At 62.8% G+C, this 23,901-nt stretch carries 19 protein-coding genes; 14 read left to right on the forward strand and 5 right to left on the reverse strand.

Features of this window, described 5'->3' with window-relative positions; translation table 11 throughout:
• Nucleotides 1–29: 29 nt before the first annotated feature.
• The 4 genes from F7R11_RS25690 (at nucleotide 30) to F7R11_RS25705 (ending at nucleotide 5,361) form a co-directional block, all read left to right on the forward strand.
• Complete coding sequence (locus F7R11_RS25690) at nucleotides 30–1,025, forward strand: tyrosine-type recombinase/integrase (RefSeq protein WP_021192594.1); 996 nt, start codon at nucleotides 30–32, stop codon at nucleotides 1,023–1,025.
• A gap of 160 nt (nucleotides 1,026–1,185) precedes the next feature.
• Nucleotides 1,186–2,208, forward strand: coding sequence for a UDP-glucose 4-epimerase GalE (galE, locus tag F7R11_RS25695; RefSeq protein ID WP_064809021.1), 1,023 nt, complete (start codon nucleotides 1,186–1,188; stop codon nucleotides 2,206–2,208).
• Between the two features lie 51 nt (nucleotides 2,209–2,259).
• Nucleotides 2,260–3,672, forward strand: coding sequence for a PAS domain-containing protein (locus F7R11_RS25700; protein ID WP_064806922.1), 1,413 nt, complete (start codon nucleotides 2,260–2,262; stop codon nucleotides 3,670–3,672).
• Nucleotides 3,673–3,819: 147 nt separating this feature from the next.
• Nucleotides 3,820–5,361 (forward strand): methyl-accepting chemotaxis protein, encoded by a 1,542-nt coding sequence (locus F7R11_RS25705; protein ID WP_064806927.1) that lies wholly within the window; start codon nucleotides 3,820–3,822, stop codon nucleotides 5,359–5,361.
• Nucleotides 5,362–5,470: 109 nt separating this feature from the next.
• On the opposite strand, the gene F7R11_RS25710 is transcribed toward F7R11_RS25705, so the two are convergent.
• The 5 genes from F7R11_RS25710 to F7R11_RS25730 all read right to left on the reverse strand — a co-directional run bounded on the left by F7R11_RS25710 (nucleotide 5,471) and on the right by F7R11_RS25730 (nucleotide 13,369).
• Nucleotides 5,471–5,779 (reverse strand): H-NS histone family protein, encoded by a 309-nt coding sequence (locus F7R11_RS25710; protein WP_021192590.1) that lies wholly within the window; start codon nucleotides 5,777–5,779, stop codon nucleotides 5,471–5,473.
• A 403-nt stretch (nucleotides 5,780–6,182) separates the two neighbouring features.
• Nucleotides 6,183–8,276 (reverse strand): putative bifunctional diguanylate cyclase/phosphodiesterase, encoded by a 2,094-nt coding sequence (locus tag F7R11_RS25715; RefSeq protein ID WP_064806928.1) that lies wholly within the window; start codon nucleotides 8,274–8,276, stop codon nucleotides 6,183–6,185.
• Nucleotides 8,277–8,535: 259 nt separating this feature from the next.
• Nucleotides 8,536–9,795, reverse strand: coding sequence for a helix-turn-helix transcriptional regulator (locus F7R11_RS25720; RefSeq protein ID WP_064806929.1), 1,260 nt, complete (start codon nucleotides 9,793–9,795; stop codon nucleotides 8,536–8,538).
• Between the two features lie 132 nt (nucleotides 9,796–9,927).
• A complete protein-coding gene (locus F7R11_RS25725; protein WP_064806930.1) occupies nucleotides 9,928–11,601 on the reverse strand; it encodes a ShlB/FhaC/HecB family hemolysin secretion/activation protein in 1,674 nt (557 codons plus the stop codon).
• Between the two features lie 295 nt (nucleotides 11,602–11,896).
• Entirely contained in the window at nucleotides 11,897–13,369 is a 1,473-nt protein-coding gene (locus F7R11_RS25730) for a collagen-like triple helix repeat-containing protein (protein ID WP_064806932.1), read from the reverse strand.
• Between the two features lie 570 nt (nucleotides 13,370–13,939).
• On the opposite strand from F7R11_RS25730, the gene F7R11_RS25735 reads away from it, so the two are divergent.
• From F7R11_RS25735 to F7R11_RS25780, 10 genes are all read left to right on the forward strand, one after another.
• Nucleotides 13,940–15,055 carry a collagen-like triple helix repeat-containing protein gene (locus F7R11_RS25735; RefSeq protein WP_390624410.1) on the forward strand — a complete coding sequence of 372 codons (1,116 nt, stop codon included), beginning with the start codon at nucleotides 13,940–13,942 and terminating at the stop codon, nucleotides 15,053–15,055.
• Between the two features lie 576 nt (nucleotides 15,056–15,631).
• On the forward strand, nucleotides 15,632–15,808 hold the full coding sequence (locus tag F7R11_RS25740; protein WP_064806934.1) for a Flp family type IVb pilin: 177 nt from the start codon (nucleotides 15,632–15,634) through the stop codon (nucleotides 15,806–15,808).
• A gap of 96 nt (nucleotides 15,809–15,904) precedes the next feature.
• Nucleotides 15,905–16,369, forward strand: a complete 465-nt coding sequence (locus F7R11_RS25745; RefSeq protein WP_315854005.1) for an A24 family peptidase — start codon at nucleotides 15,905–15,907, stop codon at nucleotides 16,367–16,369.
• Between the two features lie 82 nt (nucleotides 16,370–16,451).
• A complete protein-coding gene (locus F7R11_RS25750; RefSeq protein ID WP_082932910.1) occupies nucleotides 16,452–16,946 on the forward strand; it encodes a TadE/TadG family type IV pilus assembly protein in 495 nt (164 codons plus the stop codon).
• A 52-nt stretch (nucleotides 16,947–16,998) separates the two neighbouring features.
• The gene (gene cpaB, locus F7R11_RS25755; protein ID WP_064806940.1) at nucleotides 16,999–17,931 is read left to right on the forward strand and encodes a Flp pilus assembly protein CpaB; all 933 of its coding nucleotides are present in this window, start codon (nucleotides 16,999–17,001) and stop codon (nucleotides 17,929–17,931) included.
• Nucleotides 17,924–19,270, forward strand: coding sequence for a type II and III secretion system protein family protein (locus F7R11_RS25760; protein WP_064806941.1), 1,347 nt, complete (start codon nucleotides 17,924–17,926; stop codon nucleotides 19,268–19,270). Before cpaB ends, F7R11_RS25760 begins: the two co-directional genes overlap by 8 nt.
• 15 nt (nucleotides 19,271–19,285) lie before the next feature.
• Nucleotides 19,286–20,617 carry a CpaE/TadZ family protein gene (locus F7R11_RS25765; RefSeq protein ID WP_064806942.1) on the forward strand — a complete coding sequence of 444 codons (1,332 nt, stop codon included), beginning with the start codon at nucleotides 19,286–19,288 and terminating at the stop codon, nucleotides 20,615–20,617.
• The gene (locus F7R11_RS25770; protein WP_064806943.1) at nucleotides 20,614–21,978 is read left to right on the forward strand and encodes a TadA family conjugal transfer-associated ATPase; all 1,365 of its coding nucleotides are present in this window, start codon (nucleotides 20,614–20,616) and stop codon (nucleotides 21,976–21,978) included. Before F7R11_RS25765 ends, F7R11_RS25770 begins: the two co-directional genes overlap by 4 nt.
• The gene (locus F7R11_RS25775; protein ID WP_064809023.1) at nucleotides 21,971–22,897 is read left to right on the forward strand and encodes a type II secretion system F family protein; all 927 of its coding nucleotides are present in this window, start codon (nucleotides 21,971–21,973) and stop codon (nucleotides 22,895–22,897) included. The genes F7R11_RS25770 and F7R11_RS25775 overlap by 8 nt, the downstream gene beginning before the upstream one ends.
• Before the next feature lie 11 nt (nucleotides 22,898–22,908).
• Nucleotides 22,909–23,901, forward strand: coding sequence for a type II secretion system F family protein (locus F7R11_RS25780; RefSeq protein WP_064806945.1), 993 nt, complete (start codon nucleotides 22,909–22,911; stop codon nucleotides 23,899–23,901).

Raw genomic sequence — 23,901 nt, forward strand, 5'->3', positions numbered from 1 at the left:
CTCGGCTCGCCCCCGCCCGTTTTTCCTGCATGTCAGTCAATCCAACGCCGCCTGCCACGCCTGTTTCCGACCTGTTTCAGCCCACCCTGCAGGACTGGGCGGAGCAGCCAGCGCAGGCCTTCGAGCATTGGCTTGCCGCGCGCGGCTATCGCGAATCGTCGGCGACGGTATACCGCGCGATGTGGCGCAAATGGCTGCGCTGGGTGGAATCGCACCAGCGCGCGCTGGCGGACTGGAGCGCTGGCGATATCGCCGCGTTCTTGGATGAGTCGGGCCTGACCAAGCTGCATCGGTATCGGTATGCGCGCCTGATCGAGCGTGTCTTCCACCAGCTCGAATTGCTGCGCACGGGCACGCACAACCCGGCCAGTGCTGCCGTGCAGCAAAAGCTGGCCGACGGTGAGAACGATCCGACCACCTTTCTTTCGACGATCGAACGAGTCGCCATCGAAGCCTCGCTGGAGGTGGGCGCGCGGGCAAGCGAGGCGGCAGCGAACGCCAGCGCGTTCAAGCTGGCGCGCGACAGGGCTTTGGTGGCGGTGTGCCACGGCGCCGGGCTGAAGGTCGCGCAGGTGCAGTCCTTGTTGCTGCGCCAGGTGGATGCGGCGCTGCAGAGCATCACTGTCGAACCGTCGCGCGGCCCGTCCTACCACGCTCCGCTGCTGGCGAGCGCACGCCCTGCACTGGCGGCCTGGCTGGCTGTGCGCGGCCATGCCGAGGTGCCAGGCGAGCGCGTCTTCGTGGCCGATGCGGGTGGGCGCGTCATGCACGCAGCCTCGGTATACCGCCGCGTTGAGGCTTGGCTGGCCGCGCTGCCGGCTTTGATGCACCGCAGCGAACGGCTCTCGCCGCAGACGCTGCGTAACGGCTATGCCGCGGCGCTGTTCGATGCGGGTGCCGCCCCCGCCGAGGTGGGGTACGCGTTGGGCTTGCGGGACCAGGCCTCGGCCTGGCGGCTGCGCTCGGCGTATGCCGACTGGCAGGCGGCAGCCCATCCGGATGGGCGCGAGGGCACCGTTTTGTAGCACGGTTTTTTTGCGCAACATCGCATGCAAACTGCCCGCAAACCAGCACTGGGCTTGCTATGATCGCGCTGTTCCGCTGCGCCGGTTGCATCGATGCGGTGAACCCGATGCCGCGCTCGAATCGGCACGCCATGATCTCTTTCTCGATACCTCGCACCCAATGACAGAAACCATTCTGCTGACCGGCGCCACCGGCTACATTGCTTCGCATACCTGGGTTGAACTGCTGGATGCGGGCTATCAGGTGATCGGCCTCGACAATCTGTGCAACAGCAACTCGGCCGTGCTCTCGCGCATCGAGCAGATCACCGCCAAGACCCCCAAGTTTGTACAGGGCGATGTGCGTGACCGCCGCCTGCTCGACGATCTTTTTGCCAGCACGCGCATCTCGGCCGTCATCCACTTCGCGGCGCTCAAATCAGTGGGTGAGTCTGTGCAGAAGCCGCTGGCCTACTACGACAACAACATCGGCGGGCTGGTCACGCTGTGCGCGTCGATGGCGCATGCCAACGTGCGCCAGCTGGTGTTCAGCTCGTCGGCCACCGTGTATGGCAATCCGCATACGGTGCCGATTACCGAGTCGTTTCCGCTGTCGGCCACCAACCCGTACGGCCAGACCAAGCTGATGGGCGAGCAGGTACTGCGCGATCTGGAGATATCCAACGCCGCCTGGCAGATTGCCTACCTGCGCTACTTCAATCCGGTGGGCGCGCACCACAGCGGCCTGATCGGCGAAGACCCGCGCGGCATCCCGAACAACCTGATGCCCTACGTGGCCCAGGTGGCGATCGGCAAGCGCGAGAAGCTTTCCGTCTACGGCGGCGATTGGCCCACGCCCGATGGCACGGGCGTACGCGACTACATCCACGTGGTCGACCTGGCGCGCGGGCATCTATCGGCGCTTGATGTGCTGCGCCGCGATGGTCGTGGCTTTACGGTCAACCTGGGCACAGGGCGCGGCTACTCGGTGCTGGAAGTCGTTGAAGCCTACAAGCGTGCGAGTGGCCGCCCGGTTCCGTACCAGATCGTGGACCGCCGCCCCGGCGACATTGCCGCGTGCTACGCCGATCCGGCACTCGCTGCATCCATGCTGGGCTGGCGCGCGCAGTACGGCATCGAGCGCATGTGCGAAGACTCGTGGCGCTGGCAAAGCATGAACCCGGACGGCTTTCAGTCCCGCTGACTCACGACATACAACGCCGTTTGACCCCCGTAGAACTGGAACCACCCCGCAGTGGATGACGTCGCTCACCTAGTTGCGCAACTGACCAGCAGGCTTGCCGGCGCATTGCTGCCATTGATCGTGGCATGCGGCGCGGGCAGTTTGCTGCTGCGTTTGCTGGACGATCTGCGCAGTGCCGGCGCCACGCGGGCCCGACTGCCGCTGGCGATGACGGCGCTGTTCTGCGCGATTGCGCTGTGGACGGTACCGCTGCTGCCGCTGGTTGCGCGCTGGCCGATGCATGAGGGCGCCGCGCTGCTGGTGATGACGCCGGCATCGTTCTGCTGGAGTCTGGCGGTGGCCGCGCTGTGGTGCATCCTGGGTGGCCAGGCGGGCACCGTACGCGCGGTGCTGCTGGGTGTGTTGCTGAGTATCAGCGGCCCTGTGGCCGTGTTGTTGCTGGTGGGTGTCACCAGCTTCGATGCGCTGGCGTGGGCAGATGCCGGTGTGCTTGGCATCGTCATGCTGCTGTCGGCGGCAGCCTGTGCGGCAGCGTTGCAGTTTGCGCTGTCGGCGCAATCAGGTGCCACGGGGGTGGCGGTCCGTCGCCCCATCGTGAGCTTGTTCGTGAGTGTGCTGTTTGGCATCGGTCTGGCTATCAATGCGGTGTATGCGGCTTCGCTGGTGGATTCGCCAGCGGCTCCCGTCGGCAGTGTGCCGGCCTGGCTGCAATTGCTGTTGGCAGGCGGGGCAATGGCGACGGTGCTTGCCGGCTTCCTGCTCGGTTACCGTGACCGGGCATCGGGTGACGCCTCTGCTGCGATTGCCACCCGCGAGATCCGCCGCCGCAAGGAAACGATGCAGGCGCTCAACGACCTGGAGCAGAGCTATCGGCAACGCGAGGCTGAGCTGGCCGCGCGGCATCAACTGCTGCTCGATGGTGCGGATGTCGGCTTGTGGGAATTCGATCTGATCACGCGCAGCGCGCAGTTCTCCACGCGCTTTGCCGCCATGCTCGGCTACTCGCTCAAGGAGATCGGCCCGAGTACCAGCGAGTACCTGCGCCTCGTGCACCCGGATGACTTGCCGCTCGTGCTCAACCGTATCCAGGCGCACGTTGACGGCAATGCGCCCGCCTACACAGGGGAATTCCGCATGCGGCACAAGGATGGCAGCTATCGTCAGATCATCGCGCACGGTGTCGCTTTACGTGACGCGGGTGGTCGTGCCACACGCATGGCCGGCTCGCATGTCGAACTGGTGCCGAAAGCAGCTGCAGCAAATACTGCCTTGCCAGAAATTGCCACGTCTGCGGCGCAGCCCGAGACGCTTCGTCGCCAGGGGCTGTGGGAGTCGTGGTCGCCGCTGGACAATGCGTCCGATACCTCGGGCACACCAGCCACAGCGACTGCGCCGACCGAGCCTGCGCCCGCGCCGGCCAGTAACGGCACGTTGCCCAGCATCAATCCCAACGCGCTGCGTTGAGGTCGTTTCATCTTTACGGAAGTTGATCACGCCTAGTACTCAAGTTTTCTTCCGGCTTGCCCGTTAGCCCATGTAGAGCGCGTGCAATCGCGCCGGGGAGCGCCGCTAGCATCACGCGGACAAGAAGAAACGCTTGGAGGAAGGAAGATGAACCGACTCACGCTTCGACAGAAGCTGTGGCTGCCGCTCGTCCTGAGCTGGCTGTGCCTGCTTGTCATCACATTGTGGAGTGCATGGAGCGCACGCACCGTGCGCATGGAGGAGCGGCAACGCGATCTCCAGAACGTCAGTGCCACCGCATTCAGCGTCATCAAGGAATACGGCCAACTGGCGCAAGACGGCAAGATGCCGGTAGAAGAGGCCAAGGCCCAGGCCATCGCACGTTTGAAAGACATGCGCTACGGCACCGACGGTTATTTCTCGCTGTCGAGAACCGATACCGTTTCGGTCATGCACCCGTTCAAGCCTGAGATGGTCGGCAAGAACATGTCTGCTGCGACCGACCCTGAGGGTAAGCACCTGTTCGTGGACATCGCGCAGACGGCCAAGGCGGGCGGCGGGTTTGTACGCTACCTGTGGCCCAAGCCTGGCAGCGACAAGGCGGAGCCCAAGCTGACCTACGTCTCGTATTACGAGCCCTGGGATTGGTCGATGACGACAGGGCTCTATATCGATGACGTTGATGCAGCGTTTCGTACCTCGCTCATGCAATCGCTCGGCCTGTTGCTGGGTGTTGGCCTGCTGATGACCGTGGTTGTCGTGGCCGTCACGCGCGGTTTGCAGCGTCAGCTGGGCGGTGAACCGGCGTATGCCGCAGACGTTGCCGCACGTATTGCAGGAGGCGATCTGGCGGTGCGTGTGCAGACGCGCCCAGGCGATCGCGACAGCATGCTCTTTGCCATGGCGCAGATGCAGCAGCAACTGACGGGCACGATCAGCGACATCAAGAACTCGGCCGATTCCATTGCCAGCGCAACCAAGCAGATTGCGGCCGGCAATGCCGATCTGTCACAGCGGACGGAGCAGCAGGCATCGTCGCTGGAAGAGACAGCATCGAGCATGGAAGAGCTGACATCGATCGTGAAGCAGAACGCCGACAACGCGCGTCAGGCCAGCACGCTGGCAGTCAACGCGTCGGATATTGCCGTCAAGGGCGGCGAAGTGGTCGGGCGCGTTGTCGAGACCATGTCGGGCATCAACGAGAGCAGCAAGAAGATTGCCGACATCATTGGCGTGATCGAGGGCATTGCGTTCCAGACCAACATCCTGGCACTCAACGCCGCGGTGGAAGCCGCGCGTGCCGGCGAGCAGGGCCGCGGCTTTGCGGTGGTGGCGGGCGAGGTGCGCAGCCTGGCACAGCGCTCGGCCAGTGCCGCCAAGGAGATCAAGGAGTTGATTGGCGACTCGGTGGGGCGTGTGCAGAACGGTTCTGCGCTGGTGCAGGAAGCGGGAACCGTGATTGACGAAGTGGTGGTCGCGGTCAAGCGCGTGACCGACATCATGGGAGAGATTTCTGCCGCGTCCGACGAGCAAAGCTCGGGCATTGAGCAGGTCAATCAGGCGGTGAATCAGATGGATGAGGTGACGCAGCAGAACGCTGCGCTGGTGGAGCAGGCTGCGGCAGCTGCGCTTTCGCTGGAAGAGCAGGCGCAATTGCTGCGCTCAGCGGTGGGACGCTTCCAGGTATAACGCGCCGAAGCGCAAGAAAAAACAAGGCCGGCAATATCGCCGGCCTTGTTTTTTGTGGTTTCCGGTTGCCTCTTTGTGCAGACTCGGATGTGGTGCTTTTCTACGTGGGTCAGGCGACCAGAAAATCTTCCATCTTGCGGCCCGACGACAGTTCCTTCACCAGCCAGCCCGGACGCTTGCCGCGGCCCGTCCAGGTATTGCCGCTGCTGTCGCGGTAACGCACCGGTACCTTGCGGCCGGCCTTTTTCGAAGCCACTGCACCCTTGGCACCAAAACCGAGGTCGTCGGCGGTCAGGCCATATTCCACGATCTTCTGCTTGATTTCAGCGATCACCGTCGCCTGTTCGTTTGCCCGGAGTTCATCGGCCTGGCGCTGCAGTTCAGAGATCTTCTGAACGATTTCTTTGTAAGTCGGCATTATGGATTCCTCAGCTTTGCAATTGAAACATGGGCACGCTCCCCGTGGCCCATCGCATTATAACGGCTTTGACCGAGTGAAATGAATTTCGTTAAGACCTCATGTCAACGGCGTGGATTTTGTGCTGCAGTTTGTGTTGCGCAAACCGGCATGGCGCGGCCATTTGTCCGGAAAACCGGAAATTGTGAACATATGAAGAAGTGAGGAGCCGCGCTACGGTATGTGTGCAATGTCAACGAGAAGCATTGAGCGTGGACGGCACACTTTCTTTTTATGTGATTGCTTCATTGCTTCGGCAGCCATACCAGGAGCCGATTTGATGAAAAACTTTCGAGCGTGCGTTGAAAGGTTATCGAAAGGGGAATGAAAAAATGCATCAAAATGGCGCATTTTCACAATTGCTTCAGGCGAACTGCACGCCTTCAAGCAAGCCCTGAAAATCCTTTGCCGGTAACGGGCGCGCCAACAGATAGCCTTGAACCTGATCGCATTGCAGGCTCACCAAGGCCTCCATCTGCGCCTCGGTTTCCACGCCTTCCGCCACCACCGTCATATCCAGCGAATGCGCCATCGCGCAGATGGCACGGATGATTGCGGCCGCCTCGAGCGGGTTGTCATCAAGCGCAGAGACGAATGCCCGGTCGATCTTGATCTGCTGGGCGCGGAAGCGCTGCAGATAACTCAGGCTGGAATAACCGGTGCCGAAATCGTCGATGGCGACTTCAATGCCAAGCGCCTGGATCTGGCGGATCGCTGCAATGCTCTGGCTGGCATCGCGCATGGCGGCTGTCTCGGTAATCTCAAACATCAGGCGGTGTGCGCTCACCTGATAGCGGTGCAGGATCTGCGACAGGCGCTGCACGAGGTCGGGTTGCTGAAACTGGCGCGGCGAGAGATTGACCGCGATTCGTTGCGGGGCCATGCCGGCCGCATCCCAATGCATGATCTGGCGGCAGACTTCTTCGACCACCCAATCGCCCAACTCGACGATGGTGCCGGTGCGCTCCGCCAGCGGGATGAACTCGGCGGGTGACACGGGGCCAAGCTCTGGGTGATTCCAGCGCAGCAGCGCCTCTGCGCCGCTCATAGCCTGCGTGAGCGCATCGAACTTTGGCTGGTAGTACACCGACAGTTGCCCATTGAGCGCCGCATGCGAAAGCGCGCGCTGGATCTGCAGCACGCGATGCGCAGTCGTGTTCAGGCGCGGCTCGTAGAAGCGGTAGGCATTGCCGGTGGACTGCTTGCAATCGAACATGGCGGCGTCCGCATGCTCCAGAAGCGTGTCGGCCGTTGCGCCATTGTGCGGATGGATCACCACGCCGATGCTGGCCGTCGCGCGCAGGCGGCGGCCGTCCACTTCTACCAGTTCGCGCAGGCGGAACAGGAGCTTGTCGCCAACGGTGGCGGCCGCCTCGGGCAGGGTGAGGCCCTCGACCAGAATGGCGAACTCGTCGCCGCCCAGCCGGGCAACCATGTCTTCGCCGCGCATGGTCTGGCGCAGGCGCTCGGCGATGATCTGCAAAACGCGGTCGCCGGTGGCGCGGCCGTATTGCTCGTTGATCTGGCCAAAGTTGTCCAGGTCGAGGCAGAAGAGGGCGAAAGGACGCCCGCGCCGCGTTGTCGAGAGGATCGCGCTATCCAGCGATTGCCGAAGCTGAAGCCGATTCGGCAAGCCGGTTAGCGCATCGTGATGCTGTGGCGTAGGTGGCTGAGTCGCGACACGTGCCAGAGATGCGGTCAGATGGGCCTGTGCGGAATCGACTCGCGTCTCCAGCATGATCAGCACCGCGTGCAGTCCAAGCGCAAGCAGCACACCGCCGGCACTCAGCATGATGACGGGCACCACGTGCAACGTGGTTGCCTCGTCTGCGGGCCAGGCGCTGGCCGACGGCCATGCCGCCAGCGATAGCACTACGGATGTCGCCAACACTGCCGCTGCCCGTGCACGCAAGCCGACGGCGGCTCGGCGCTGTACCGGCGGTAGATGAAAGGCCATGCACATCGCCAGGCATGTCCCCGCACCGAGCACAAGGGTGCTGCCCCCCCAGCCAACGAGCGTGCGCTGCAGCGAGAGGGCGTCGTCATGCACCCATGGGCGCGCCAGATACAGCTCTGCCATCAACAGCCCGATACCGAGTGCGATAGCGCCCATGGCAATGCGATGGCGGTGCGGAGGCTGCGCGGCGATGGCGGTCGACGTATCGCCCAATACCACCAGGAATGCGGCGAGCGAGGCCGCCAACACGGTCATGAGCGTGGCGGAAATGGGGGCTGTGAGCGGTGTCGCCAATGGGCGGTGCAGGCCGACCTGAGCGAGCCAAAGCCCCGACCATAGCCCGATGCCGAGAATGACGGCACAGGCAATGCGCCAGTTGCGGCGTTTTGCGACCGTCGACCCCCCCGGCAGACGTGTCGCAGCGTCTAGTGCGGCAAACGTGGTTAAGCCCGTGCTTACCCACGCAAACAGCAGCAGCGCAATATGGAAATCGTTATGCATGCGAGCGCTTTGGCGCGGCCCCGATCCACGCTTGTCTGTGTTTTGCGGCGAGGATAGCGCAAGAGCCTGGTGTTTCAGGCGCTGAAAAAGCCCGCTTGTTGCGCGCTATTCACAGAATGCGTCGGGATAATCCGCCGCTATTGCATTGCATCAAGCAATTGCGGCGGCTCCACGCCTGTCTTCATGCATCGGCAAAAAACCGGGCCGCATGACCCGGGTATACGCGAATGGCTGCACGCCCGCGATTGCGGGCGGAGATTCAGGCGTTCAGGCGAGTGCGCCGGCGGGATGCGGGGGTGGCGGCTCCGGCGCGCTCCAGATCAACGCTGGGCAGCAGATGCAGCAGGCGCACGAGCTCGGATTGGCGGTGCGTGCCGGTCTTGCGCAGGATGTCGCGGATGTGCACGCGCACGGTGTGCAGCGACAGGAATTCACGGTCGGCGATTTCCTGCAGGGTCTCTCCTGCGGCCAGTCGCGCAGCGACGATGCATTCTTTGTTCGTCAGCCCGAAAAGCGAGGCGAGCACGCCCGCATCCATGACCGACCGTGCCTCAGAGTTACCCACCAGTACCAAGGCGAGCGGCGCCGCCCAGGTCGAGCGCATGGCATCAGAGGGTGCCAGCGGCGTGGCGATGAAGGGAACGGGCCGCCCATCGCGTGCCAGATACATCCACGAGCCGGCGGCGCCTTGCACGCCCATCGAGCCAGCCGCGTGTTCGATCAGGTTGCGCAGTGCCGCATTGTGAGTGTGATCAGCGGAGTGCAACATGCTGCCATCAAGCGACAAACGATCGTCTTCTGTGGCCATCGTGCGCGCCCATGCGTTGGCGTATTTCACACGCATGCTGCGTTCGATCACCATCACGCCAAAGTCGAGCGTATCCAACCCGGCCATGCCGAGCGCGGCGAGTTCGTTCAGTTCTTGATTGCGTTGCTGCATGCGTGCCGCACGCTGCAGGTGAGGTAGGACGCGTTGCAGGCGCTCTTCGCGTTCGGCGGCACTCACTTCCGAGATGCCGTCCCGTGTGCGCAGGCGCATGGTGATGCAGAGGTCCGGGGTGTCCATCAACGTTACGCCACGCGCAGGTGTGTCTTCAGCCTGTGGGGCATGTAGCAATTGAGGGTCTTGGCAGAACGTGTTGCAGTCGCCCGGTTGCGGGCAGTGTTGGCACCAGCCCGACGAAACGCCCTGGCGTGGCGCGTCGGCTTGCTTGTCCCATACAAAATAATGTGCGCTTTCGGCCCCGGCGTAGATAGAGAGCAGGGCTAGGGCAGTCGGCATCTGCGCGGGGTCGAGCACCGCCTCGTAGATGGTATCGACGAGTCGATGAAACTCTGCGTCATCCGATAGACGTTGCAGCATGGTGGCCCCCGGTGCGTATTGCGATGACTGAGAGGACTGTCCCTCGCCATCGGCGTGTTGCGGCCTGACGTACTGTTGGCCGCTGTCGCTGTGTTGGTTGTTGTTCTTCTGCGCGACTTCCTTGGTAATCGGCAACTCTTTGGAAAAACTTAACATTCCGCTCCTGATGCTCCCAAATTCCGGTGATGCTGTATCCCCCCCTTTGGAAGGGAGTATGGGCGACTTTCAGCGCTGAAAATATAAAAAATATACAAAATTCCTTAACCTGTTCAGTGCCTTGTCCGCCGCCTAGTTGAACTGGTAGGTATAGGCCGCGGTGAAGCGCAGGCTGCGAGAGCTCGTGTTGATCGGCTTGTCGCCCACCGGGCGGGCAATGGCCAAGTCCAGCGTGTAGTACTTGCGGTCGGAGAAGCGCACCCCCAGCGCAATGGAGCCAAGCTGGTCATGCACCAGCGTGCCGGCGTTTGAATACACCTTGGCCGTGTCGTATAGCACGTAGGGTTGCACGGTCTTCAAGTATTCCATCGACACCGGAAAGACCCGGTTGAGTTCTACCGATGCGCCCCAGCCGCGGTCGCCGGCCACTTCGCCCGCCGGATAGGCCAAGCCGAAGAAACGCCCGCCAAAGCTGATCTGCTCCGACGACGGCAGCACCGCGCCGCTGTACTGCGCTGCGCCCGAAACCACGATGCCGAAGCCGAGCGGCAAGTCGTGTGCCTCGCTTGCGGTAATGCGCGTGCGCAGGAAGCTCAGGTCAACATTGTTGTTGGCAGACTTGCCGGCCCCGAGGCTGTTGATGCCCTGGTACAGGCCGAACGACGCGCGACGTGTCTCGCCCGGGTTGACCTCGGTATACAGCACTTCGGCGCCGGCCACGCGTGCCTTGGCGCTCAACTCGGTTTGCGGGATGGCGATGTTCTGCGGCGAGTACTGCTGCTTGTCGTCGTTGCCATAAAACGTGCCGGTGACTGTCAGGCTGCGCGTGTTCGACAACAGCAACGGATAGCTGAGCGAAAGCCCCAGCCGCTGCGTGTCGGTCAGATAGCGCGACTGATAGCCGAGCTGCTCAAGCGGCAGGTTCTCGGGCATGCCGCGATAGTGCGACCACGTGAGCTTAGCCAGCAGCCCGTCGGTGCCGATCGGTTGCGCCCAGGTGGCCGAGTAGAACGTTTCGTGATCGGGCCCGCGTGGTTGCAGTGTCGACACCGTGATCTGCTCGCCCAGCGGCGTCACGCTGTTGAGCGTGCCCGTGATGACGGCACGCACACCAGGCGAGCGGTATTCGACGCCGGTACCGATGGTGTACGGCTGGCGCTTGACGTTGAGCACCAGCTCGCTCGCGCCATCGGTGGTGGTGGGCGGCTGCACGGTCGCGGTGATCTGCACGCCGGGTTGCAGCGCCAGCACGCCGGTTACACGTTCGAAGGTTTCCTTGCGCAGCGGTTTCTCATCCATCATCCGCTGCGAGATCTCGCGCAACCGACCTTCCAGTGGCCCGGGTGTACCCTCGATGCGCATGCGCGCCACGTAGCCTTCCACCACGGTGATGCGGACCACGCCACCCTCAAAGGTCTGCGCCGGCACGAATGCGAAGGAGAGCGGAAAGCCGCGATCGGCATACAGCTTGGTGACATCGTTGGCCGCCTGCAGCAACTGCGCGACGGTGACGTCGTGCCCGGCCAGCGGCGCGAAGTACGCAGCAATCTCGGGAAACGGTAGCGTCTTGACGCCCTCGATCTGGAACTTGGTCGGCGTGAGGTGCGTGGCGAGCAGGTTTTCCAGGGCCGGATTCGGCCGCTGCACTTGCACCTGGATCTTCTGCTCGGGCGGGCGGGAGGTATCGACCTTGGGCAGCGTGTCGATCGGGTTGCCTTGCGTGGGGCTGCTCTGTGCCCAGCTCAGTGCCGGGCTGGTCAATGCAACGCCTGTGGCCAGCGCTAACCGCATCGTGGTGCTCCGCACGCGTGTCTCCTCCGTGGTGTTTGTTCTGCAGTGAAGCGATTCGCCGGTCCGGGCCGGTCGACGCTGCGCATGGTTGCGCACTGCATGGAACGATAACCGCGAGACATGGTGCTTTACAACAAAACACATAGAAGCAACGTTCACGCGACGCAACGCCATGGTTCATACCAATGGTGTGTGACTTCGTGCCCGTTGGCCCAGCAATCATGCTGCTTCGCGCGGCATCATCGCGTTTGAAACGCAACAGCGGACCGGCTGGTCAGGCCGATCCGCCGCGCGTTGTACTGCGCGTTGCTTAGTGACGCGTGCCGCCCAGTACGCCGCCCACCGTGCCCAGCAGGCCGCCCACCGTACCGGTTACCGGTGCCAGCGGCGTTGCTGCGCCGGCTGAAGTCAGGCCGCTGCCCACGGTGGTGACAACCGTGCCCACCGGTGCCGTGATCGAGCTGACCGGGTTGCTGCCGCCAGCAGCACCGCCGAGGCCGCCGAGTGCACCGGTAATCGGTGCGAGCGGGTTGGAGCCACCAGCCGCGCCACCCGTCAAGCCACCCAACACACCAGTGATCGGTGCCAGCGGATTACTACCACCTGCACCACCCAAGCCACCGAGCGCGCCGGTAATCGGTGCGAGCGGGTTGGCGCCACCAGCCGCGCCACCCGTCAAGCCGCCCAACAGGCCAGTGACGGGCGCCAGCGGATTGCTACCACCCGCACCACCCAAGCCGCCGAGCGCACCGGTAATTGGCGCAAGCGGGTTGGAGCCACCCGTCGCCCCGCCCAGGCCGCCGAGCAGGCCGGTAATCGGAGCCAGCGGGTTGCCGCCTGGCGACGTCGTCGGCGAGTACACCGCGCCGCCCAGCGCGCCAACCGTATTGCCGACCGCCGTCACCACACCGCCCAGGTTGCCAACGACCGGTGCATGGGTTGCGGTGATGGCGCTACCGCCGTTGGCGACCGCACCGCCCAACTGGCCCAGCAGCGTGTTGACCGGTGAACCCAGGCCGGTGGTTGCCCCCAGCGTTTGCGTTGCGCTGGTGAGCTGCGAAGTAATCGGCACGATAGCCGTGCTGAGTTGCTGCGTGAGCTGCTGCACAGGGCCGGTCGACAGCGCCGTGCCCAGGGTGCCGCCACCGTTGGCAACGGCTTGGCCGACTTGCGTGACCACGCCAGCCAGCGGCGTCGTCACAGGGGCCAGCGGCGCCAGCGGGCCAGTGCCCAGATTGTTGACCAGCGTACCGGCGCTGGTGACTGTGTTGCCTGCGTCCGTGACCACGTTACCAAGGCTCGACACCGTGGTGCCAACAGGATCCGGATTGCGCCCGATGCTGCCGAGGCCATTTTGTACGCCAGCGCCCAGCGCCGAAACGGTCGTGCCAACGTTATCCACCACACCACCCAGGCCGCTCTGCACGCCGCTCAACTGCGAGGGCAGTGGTGCGTTCTTGATGTCCGAGCCGATACCGCTGACCGCCGAGCCAGTGGCTGACACGACATTGCCCGTTTTGTTGAGGATCGTGCCAGCCGGCGTAAGAGGCGCCGGTGCGGGCGTCGGCGAGGGCGACGGGGACGGAGAGGGCGAAGGTGACGGCGACGGAGAGGGCGAAGGCGAAGGTGACGGCGTTGAGCCGCCCGTATTGTTGTTCGAGCCGCCGCCTCCGTTTGAGCCACCCAGCGCACCACCCATATCACCCGAACCCGAGCTGGCGCAACCGCCCAAGACCAACAGGCTTGCCATCGTAGCTGCCAGGCACTTGATGTTCTTATTCATGATCGTTCTCCCGTTTTAAAAGTCCGCTTCTATCAGCTGGAAAATGGTCCCAATGTCGATTTGGGTGGCGGGACTCTGCAAACGGTGTGCCATGTCTCGATTATTTCGCTATGCGTAATCGATTATCAAAATTCGGTGTGATTTTCTCTTTGAGAATGGAGGAATCGTGGAAATTAACTCAAATGTGGGATTTACCCTGCCCTACGAATGAGGGGAGGAAACGTTTGCTATGGGGGTTATGTTTGGGTCGAATATGTTCCGTGTCACGTTACAACGTAACACCGGGAACACGTGTTTTCTGACCGTAACACCTATCCGCCGTATTCGGGTAATGCCGGATGTGCTGTCTGCAAAGCCTGTTGTGACGCCGTTCTTCAGCAGTCGACGTTTCTTTCTAATGAGGCTGGCATGGCAATTGCTGAATCTGGCCCGCAGTTCGCAGTACAGAGCTCAGAGACAACAGGTAAGGCTTAAGACAAATCCTTGAGAAGGGGACGGGACATGAAACAGATCCAGAAAACCATTCGCACCATCCACGTCATGCCGCTGGCGTGCGCCGTTGCTGCTCTCATGCTGGCAGCGTGCTCTTCGGGTGGTGGCGGTTCCGGCAGCTCGCCGAACCCCAGCCCGAACGACCTGACGGGTGTGACGCCTGTCGGCAAGGTCGCCAACGGCACCGGCAACACGGTTGTAGCGACGGGGCAGGCTATCAGCAGCCTCGGCACGACCCTGCAGAACGCGAATATTCCGGGCCTTTCCGACCAAGCCAAGGCTGGCCTGGGCGGTACGGTCAGCAACGTCGGCAAGGCCGTCAGCGATCTGGGCCTGGGTGTACAAACCGGTCTGGGCAAGATGGGCCAGAACCCGAATCCGATCGGCACGACCGTGGCCAGCACCGGCAACGTCGTGACAGACCTCGGCCAAACCACGGTTAGCGCCGGTACGCTCGTGCAGGGCCTGGGCCAAGGCTCGGGCGCGCCGCTTGCACCGATCACCCAGCCGGTCGGCGGTGGCGTGCAGCAGGTTGGCCAAGCGCTGATTGGCGGCGGCACGTTGCTGGGCAGCGCGCTGTCGTCTGGCGCGGTGCAGCAAGTCACGCAGCAGGCCAGCTCGGCCATCGTGCCGGTCACCACGCAAGTGACTAATGCAACGCAAATGCTGGGTGATGCGACTGGCCTGGGTGGCGGTCTCAATACCTTGCTGGGTGCGGTTGGCGGTGGCGTGGCTGGTGCCGGTAACACCATCACCGGGACTGGCGTGCCGGTAGTTTCAACCCTGGGCCCGGTGGTTTCCTCTGTTGGGGTTACGGTGGCCGCCCTGGGTGGCGTAGGCACTGCAGGCGGCTCGTCTGGCGGCAATCCGCTGAGTGGCTTGCTCGGCGGCGTGGGTGGTGCCGCGGGCGGCGGCAATCCGCTGGCACCGTTGACCGGCTTGCTGGGCGGCGCGGCCGGTGGCTCCAACCCCTTGGCGCCCATTGCCGGCCTGCTGAGCGGCGCCGCTGGCGGCAGCAACCCGCTTGCGCCCGTTACCGGCTTGCTGGGCGGTGCCGCTGGCGGCTCCAACCCCCTGGCGCCTATCACTGGCCTGTTGGGCGGCGTGACCAGCGCCGCCGGCGGTGCATCGGGCGGCAATCCGTTGGCGCCTGTTACGAACTTGCTGGGCGGCGTAAGCAGCCTGGCGCACTGAGCAGTACCTGTCTGTGCTCTTGAAGGTGCGCGGGCGTGTTCCCGTCGCTCGCGCATCCTTTTTTTGCCAGGACAGAGAATGGGGAGCGTTCAGATCAGCCCTTAGATTAATGGAGAACCCGTCCACTTAATGGATGTAATCTGCGGATCATTAAGGGATTTCCATTAGTTTTCAGGGGGTTGGCGAGGCTTTAATAAAATTAAATAGAGACTTCACTCTAATTGAGTGCAAGTACCTCACTTGAGTTATTTTGTTTGCGGCGCCGCACGCCTATAAAACCGTTACGGGATGTTACGTGACATACGTGACATTCTGATGGCAGGGTAACGGGTTGGGGGTGTGCGGTGGTCATTGGGCGTTTTTTGCGGGACCGAGATCACCTGATGGCTTGTCATCTTTGTTTTATTGATAAAACGAAGGTGGCGCGGCGAAAAGATTTTGTTTCGATCGTGTCATCGCTATAAATCCCCAAGCGTTTTATCCGTTATTAGCCAATATGAACTGGTCGCGGCCGGAGCACCGCAGGCTGGTCAAGATCAACAACATCCGCGGGCGAGTGCAAACAGGAGAGCAATCATGAAAAACGCCGTTTTGAAATTTCTTCGCGACGAACAAGGTGCTACGGCCATCGAGTACGGCATGATCGCCGGCTTGATCGCGGCGGCCATCGTGACGGTTGTCAGCGCTCTTGGCACACAGATTACGGCCAAATTTCAGACGATCTGTACGAGCCTGAAAGGCTCGGCGTGCTAGTGACTTGCCTTGACTAGCCAAGCAGAAATCGCTGGCTGGGCGAGCGTAACGTTACTCGCACTCATCACCATCGCATACGACTTTCGCTCGCGGCGCGTGCCTAACTGGCTCGTCGCCGCAGGACTGGTGCTGTCTGTCGTGCTCGTGACATGCGGGCCGATCTGGGCGCTGGCTTACGACTGGCGTGATGTCTTGCTGGGCGGTTCCATTGCGTTTGCTTGCTTCTTGCCGCTCTATGTCGTGGGCTGGATGGGTGCGGGCGACGTCAAGTTCTTTGCCGTAGCGGGCATGTTGGCGGGTTGGCATGGCTTGGTAGCGGTCTGGCTGATCAGCAGCCTGCTGGCTGGGGTCCATGCGTTGGTGATCCTGCTATTGCGTCGGATGGATGCGTCAGAACCATTCGCCTGGGTCGTCATGCGAATGGCACCTGCGTTGACGCGTTGGCAGACCGGACAAGCGGGGCGGCGCGGGATTCCCTATGCAGCGTACATGGCGATTGGCTTGCTATGCCTGCAGTGGGTGCCATCGGAGATGCGCATGCCTTGGCTGCCGGGCATGTAGCACCGGTGCCTGTTGTGCTGTAGTCGACGACGAGATCCGCCCAAGCGGACTGTTTGAGTGTTGAAAAGGGAAGGAGTCGGCCATGCCGGCATTAGAACGGGACAGTGTGCGTATCCTGGCGCGCAGAGGGGGATCGTTTGCCCCCTACAGAGGGCGCTTCCACGGTGGGGCGGCATCGATTGAGTTTGCCATCGCTTTGCCGGTCTTGATGCTGCTGATGCTCGGCATCACCTACTACGGCCTACTCTTCGGCATCCAGCAGGCACTGACATTGGCAGCCGAAGAGGGCGCCCGCGCAGCGCTGCGCTACCAGCCTTCCAATTCTCAGCGCGTGGCTGCGGCTTATACCGCTGCCAATGCCTCGCTGCCGGCTTTCATCAGTTCGCAGGTCACCACCAACCAGAGCGGTGCGCCACTGGTGACGTGTCCGACCATCGCCAGCATGCAATGCCTGAGCGTTGTGCTCACGCTGCCTGTTACCACGGGTAACAACCCGCTGCTGCCTGCCATTCCGCTGCTGCCGGTGCCAACCTCGCTTACGGGGTCGGCGGTTGTGCAGCTCGTGCCCAGCAGCTGATGCCACGCAGCCCGCAAATTCTTCTTATTGATTGCATCGACAGACGGCCCCGATGACTAGCAAACACCTCCAGATGTTCGCCGCTGCGCTGCTGTTGCTTGCTGCGATCCTAGGCGCTGTCGCCTGGCGCAGCGCGCACAAGCCGCCTGCGCCGGTTGCGGTGCACGAAAACGGCAAGACGTTGTATCCGGTGGTCGTGACGACCAAGCCGGTGGAAGCCGGAAAGCCGATTGGTGCCGATGCCGTGGCCGTCGAGATGCTGCCGGTCAACCCAGACGATGGGTTTTCCGAGGTGAGCAAGGTGGTTGGGCGCGAGCCGATTGTGACGTTGGGCATAGGCGTGCCGCTGATCGGCTCGCAGTTGTCGTCAGGCTTGGCGCTGCAGGTCATTCCCGGCCAACGCGCAGTGGCCGTTATGGTCGATGAGGTGATCGGCGTGGGCAACCGTGTGCAGCCGGGAGACTATGTCGATGTCTTCCTGATCATGCGCAAGGATGGCCAGGAGGTCGACGGCAGTCGAGCCAATCTGCTCTTGCCGCATTTGCGCGTGCTGGCTTTTGGCGCCGTAGCGGTGAATGAAGGCCCTCAAAAAGCACAGGATGGCGCCGCTGCCGCGCGCAAGACAGAGCCGGCCAGGACGGCAGTGCTGTCGGTACCGGTGGAAGCCGTTAGCCGGTTGGCGATGGCGCACCAATCCGGCCGTCTGCTGCTGGCGTTGCGCAACCCCTCTGATGATGCCGAGCCGACCGTCAAGCCGCAGGATGCCGCCCTGCTGGCGGCTGCAAACCGTAACCCCATGGACGTTGCACAAGTGGGCGTGTCGCTCAACAGCTTGACCAGTTCGGCTCACGAGCGTGGTCCCGCCGTGCTGCAAACGCAACCACTACCACCGGCCATTGTCGCGCGCAGCACCGTACGCAGCAGCAACGCCGGTAGTGGCGTCGAGATCATCCGCGCAGGTAAACGTGAGGAGCAACATGACTGATGCCGCCGTGGTTCGCGGTTGGGTGGGCGCGCTTGCATTGGCGGTCATCGGATCGACAGCCTTCGTATCGACGGCTTTCGCCGAAGCGGCACCAGCAGGGCAGATCTTGCATTTGCTTACGGGTAGCCAGCGCGAGATCCGCTTGGGCAAACCGCTTGAGCGCATCGCGATCGGTAACCCGGACATTGCTGACGCGCTGCTGCTCAAGGGGCGCGGCGCTGCCAACAGCCTGCTGATCATCGCCAAGAAGCCGGGGGCGGCCAGCGTGATGGTCTGGACGCAGGGTGGCACGGCGGTGACTTACAACGTGCAGGTGGATGCTGGGGCGCCCATCCCCGGGGACCCGACGGTCGATGTACAGGGCGATACCGCTGTGGTGTCCGGTCAGGCCAAGGATGTCTACGCCCTGGCGCGCGCGCGCCGCGCGGGCGGGGCGGCCACGGGCGCTGAAAGGCCAAAGGGCGGCAATGTGGTCGACACCACTGCTCTCGGGGTGCCGGGCACGGTGCAGGTTGATGTGCGGGTGGTGGAGTTCAGCAAAACGGTACTCAAGCAGGTTGGTTTCTCGTTGAGTTCGGGTTTTACGTTTGGCCGCACCACCGGCGGTATCTCATCTGGCGGCAGCGGTAGCCCGGTCAGTGCGGCGTTTAGCCTGCTGGCCAACTGGAGTCATAGCTGGGCGCACTGGAATCTGGGCGCCACGCTCGGCTTGATGGAGTCAAACGGTCTGGCGCGCGTGCTGGCCGAGCCCAGCCTTGTTGCTTTGTCGGGCCAGAGCGCCAATTTCCTGGCCGGTGGCGAGATCCCGATTCCGGTGCCGCAGGCGCTTGGCACCACCACGATTGAATACAAGCCGTTCGGTATCGGGCTGACGGTCTCGCCCACCATTCTTTCGGAAAATCGCATTGCCCTGAAGGTGGCCCCCGAGGCAAGTGACCTGGACTTCAGCCGCGGTATCACGCTCAACGGCGCAACCGTGCCGGCCATCATTACGCGCCGCGCCGACACGACTGTCGAGCTTGGTGATGGCGAGAGCTTCATCATCGGTGGGCTGGTCAGCCGCTCAACGCAGTCCAACCTCAACAAGGTGCCGTTCCTGGGCGATCTGCCAGTCATCGGGACGTTCTTCAAGCAGTTGAACTACAACCAGGATGAACGCGAACTGGTGATCATTGTCACCCCGCACTTGGTCAGGCCGATGGCACGCAATGCGCCGATCGACAAGATGCTGCCGGGACAGGCTGGTGGACGAGACCTCGACCGACCGGATGCGCCGGTGTGGCAACCGTTCGCGCTGGGCATTGCCGATCCGGCTGCCATGCCAGGCTTCTCGCGGTAAGGGCAGGAGGCAGGTATGGACTACTTTCTTCTGCACGGTGGCGGTCATGGCGACACACAATCGGCGGCGGTACACCGCTGGCTGGCCGGTGCGATCCGCGAGTTGGGCGTCCTGGTGGCGCAGACCAGTGGCCACGATGCCTTCCTGGAGCAGATTGGCGCGGTGAACCCCGAGGTGGTGTTCGTGCGCTTCGTGTCGTCTCCCACGCTGATCGACACGCCCGACCAGGATCAGAAGCTGGGTGAAGGCACGGATGCCATCGGTGAGGCCACGCAACTGGTTGGCCAGCTGACGCGCTTGTTCCCGGGGTTGCCGCTGGTGGCGGTGGGTTCCGCCTCCGATGGCCGCGCCATGCTGGCCGCGCTGCGTGCCGGTGTGAAGGATTTCGTCGACGTGGACGGCGCCCCCGCCGAGGCCGTGCGCGTGGTGCGTCGCCTGTTGGCCGAGCGCGCCTCAACCGAGCCGACGCGCCGTGGCCGCGTGCTGGCCATCTTGGGTGCACGCCCAGGTGTGGGCGCTACCACGTTTGCTACCAACCTGGCTACGCTGGTGCGCCGCACGTCAGCCAGCGACGTCATGTTGCTCGACCTCGGTCAACCGCTGCGCGATGGCGCCCTGTACATGAACGTGCAGGCCAACTTTCATTTCGTGGAGGCTGTGCGCAATCTGCGTCGCTTTGACCAAGTGTTCGTGCAGACCGCGCTGTCGCGCCACCCCAATGGCCTGGCAGTGCTGCCGTTGCCGATCTCGCTGGCGGAGATGCGTGATATTTCGTTCTCCGAGGCGTTGGGACTGCTCAATCGCCTGCGCACCTTCTTCGACCTGCAGGTGGTCGACCTGGGTGGCTTCGGCAACATTGACTTCATCGCCCAGCTGGTCAAGGCCGCTGACGATGTGATGCTCGTGACGGAGCAAAGCGTGGGCGCCATCGTCTCAGCTGCCGAGCTGATGCAGGAACTGAAGAAGCGCGAGATTGACCGTGACCACCTGCACCTGGTCATCTCGAAGTTCGACGCGCGCTTGTCACTGGATGCGGCGCAGATCGCCGAGCGGCTGGAGATTCCTTCGGTAGTGACTGTGCCGAGTCGTCGCCAGGCGCTGGTGGTCGCCTCCAATCAAGGCGCATTGCTGGCCGAAACGCATCCCGCCGACGCTTACGTACGCGCGCTGGCCGAGGTTGCCCAGATGATGCGCTACGCCCAACAGGGAGAGCGGGCCTCAGGCGTATCGAACTGGCTGGCCGGCGCACGCACAAGCCTGAAAGGGCGCTTCGGCAGACGCTCCGAATCTAAGTCGGCAGACGCAGCCGAGCTCGATCTCGGTAACACCGAACGGAACGCGACATGACACAACCCATCGAGTTTTCCAATCAGGCGGATGCGGGCAGCAATGGCGCGTTTGCCGTCTCGCAGGCCTTCCAGGACATCAAGGAAGCCGCGCACGAACATCTACTCACGCGTATTGAAGAACTGGGCGCCGAGTTCGGGCGGTGGTCGCGCACGGCCATCCAGCGCTTTGTTGACCTTGAGGTCGAAGGCTTCACGCGCATGCGCCGCATTCCAGTCAACGAGACGGAAGTGCGGCAGATTGCTGAAGCACTGACCAAGGAACTGGCCGGCTTCGGCCCGCTTGAAGATCTGCTGGCCGATCCGGCAGTGGAAGACATTCTGGTGAACGGTCACCTGGATGTGTATGTCTCCAGGCACGGCATGCTGGAGCGCATTCCGGTGCGCTTTTCTGACGGCAACCATTTGCTACGCATCGTGCGCCGCATCCTTGCGCCGATCGGCCGTCGGTTGGATGAATCGAACCCGATGGTCGATGCGCGGCTGCCCGATGGTGGCCGCATCAACGTGGTCATCCCGCCATTGGCGCTGGAAGGGCCAGTAGTGTCGATCCGCAAGTTCCGCAAGGACCCGCTCAAGCCAGAAGATCTGCTCAGCCTCGGTACGATGAGTGAGGAGATCGGCGCGCTGATTCAGGCTGCCGTACAGGCGCGTTGCAACATCCTGGTCAGCGGCGGCACGAGCTCGGGCAAGACATCGCTGCTGAACGCAATGGCGTATCACATTCCGACGACCGAGCGCGTGATCACCATTGAAGACACGGCTGAGTTGTCGCTTAACCACCCGCATGTGGTGCGTCTGGAAAGTCGTCCGGGCGGCTTTGAGGGCACGGGCGTGGTGAGCATTCGCGACTTGCTACGCAACAGCCTGCGTATGCGCCCTGATCGCATCATTGTGGGCGAAGTGCGTGGTGGCGAAGTGCTGGAAATGCTGCAGGCGATGGGCACCGGCCACGATGGCTCGATGGGCACTATTCACGCCAGCAGCCCGCGCGAGTGCCTGTACCGTCTGGAGATGTTGGCGGGTTTTGCCGGCTTTCAGGGCAGCGAGGTGAGTCTGCGCCGGCAGATCACCAACGCCATCGACTTCATTGTGCAGATTGGGCGCCTGTCCAGCGGTAAGCGCCGCATCCTGTCTGTCACGGAGATCACTGGCATGGGCGACAACATCATCTCCACACAGGAGTTGTATCGCTACGAGCCCTACATCGGCCCCGATGGTGAAGAGATGGATCGCTGGACGGCACTTGGGCTGCAGCCGCATTCGCCCAAGCTGGCGCGCATGCGTAACGCCGGGCTGGATGGCGCTGTGGGCGGTGGCATGGGTGGCGGATTTGGCGGCGGAGGCCGCTTCCATGTCTAGCGCGACGCTCTGGCTCGGCTGTTTGGCGCTGCTGCTGTTTGGCAGTGCGCTGATGCTGTGGTCAGAGGCCGTGCGTCGCCGCGAGCGGGAAGCCTCGCGCTCGTTCGTGCGAGCGCAGACCGAGCAGATCAACGCGCGTTACCAATCGAACGTAGAGGTCGTGCCGGCCAGCGTGCCCGATAGCCTCAATCGTGCATGGAACGACGCACTGCGCCGTGCCGACATCGAGCCAAGTCGTCGTTTCTACGCGTTGCTGATTGCACCGTTGGTGGCGATCGCGTTGGTAGCGTGGGCGGTGTCGGGACTGCTTTCGATGGTGATGGCGGTTGGGCTGTATGCACTGATTGCCATCTTCCTGTTCTGGAACCGCACCCGGCGCATCAACGAGCGCCTGCTGCGGCAGTTGCCAGGGTTCCTCGATGGCGTGGTACGCCTGATGACCATCGGCAGTGCGGTGCCGTCGGCATTTCAGGCAGCCAGCGCCAACACTGAGGCCCCATTGCGCAATTGCCTGATGGCGATTACGCAAATGCAGCGCGCAGGCAAGGACCTGGATGCGGCGGTATCGGTTGTAGGGCAGCAGTACCGCGTGAATGAGTTGATCTTGGTGGCCTCTGTGCTGCGGCTTTCATTGCGCTACGGTGGGCGGGCCGACATCGTGATGGAGCGCACTGCTGCATTTATGCGTGACCGCCAGCAGGCCCAGCAAGAACTGCTGGCGTTGTCGGCTGAGACGCGTCTGTCCGCATGGATTCTTGGGTTGCTGCCGGTGATTGTCGGGGGGCTGATCATCATGTCCAACGCGAACTACGTCATGTCGATGTGGCGTGACCCGTTCGGCAAGACGCTCATCATGGCGGCGCTCGGGCTGGAGCTGATTGGCGCGCTGGCATTGACCAAGTTGGCCAAGTCGATCTAGGGGGGAGCGGCATGGATGACGTGTTCTTCACCCTTAGCCTGACTGCAGCCGCGGCCGGTGTACTGCTGTTTGGTGGGATTGCTGTGCGTGCGGTGCTGATGCGACAGCGCAGCGTGCGCAAGCTGGATTCCGCACTGTCCGACTTGCGTGCTACAGCGTCTGGCATGGCGCCGCCTGTGTCGGTGGCACCGGTGGCGCCGGTTCCCCAGCCGCGTGCGCATGGTTTGCGTGAGGCGCAGCAACTGCAGCAGCAGATCGCCAAGGTTGGTGAGCGGTGGATCGATACGCCGTTGGGCCAGCGTATTGTCACCGAAGACGATCGCAAGCTGCTGGAGGAGTGCGGCTTCTACGGCGAGTACGTCCGTACGCTGTTTGGTGGCATACGCATGGTTTTGCCGCTTGTGCTCGCGTTGTTGGGTTTTCTGGTGGCGCCCACTGTGGTCAAGGGGCTGTTGTGGGCGTTCACGGGTTTTGCCATTGGCTATCTGGCGCCCAAGTGGGTATTGAAGCAGCGCGCACAAGATCGCCGACGCCGTGTCGACGACGAGCTGCCCGCGATGGTCGACATGCTGCGCTTGCTTCAGGGGGTGGGCCTGTCGATCGACCAAAGCCTGCAGGTCATCGCCAACGAATTCCACAGCATGTTGCCTGTGCTGGCAGCTGAATTTGGCCGTGCCAACCAACAGTTCGCGTCGGGTCGCCCGCGTGAGCAGACGCTGATGCGCATCTCTCGCATGTTCGACAACGAAGATTTGAAGGGTTTGATCACGCTGCTCACGCAGGTCGACCGCTTTGGCGGCGCCGTGCAGGAGCCGCTGCGCCAGTTCGGCATGCGCTTGCAGGAGAACCGCCGTGCACGCATGAAAGACCGCATCGGAAAACTGACTGTCAAGATGACCATGGTGATGGTGATCACGCTGCTCCCCTCGCTTCTGATCATTACTGCGGGGCCCGGCTTTATGGGTGTGATGCGCAGCCTGACACATATCTCAGGAGGGGGGTGA

Source organism: Ralstonia insidiosa (genome assembly GCF_008801405.1).
Lineage (GTDB): Bacteria > Pseudomonadota > Gammaproteobacteria > Burkholderiales > Burkholderiaceae > Ralstonia > Ralstonia insidiosa.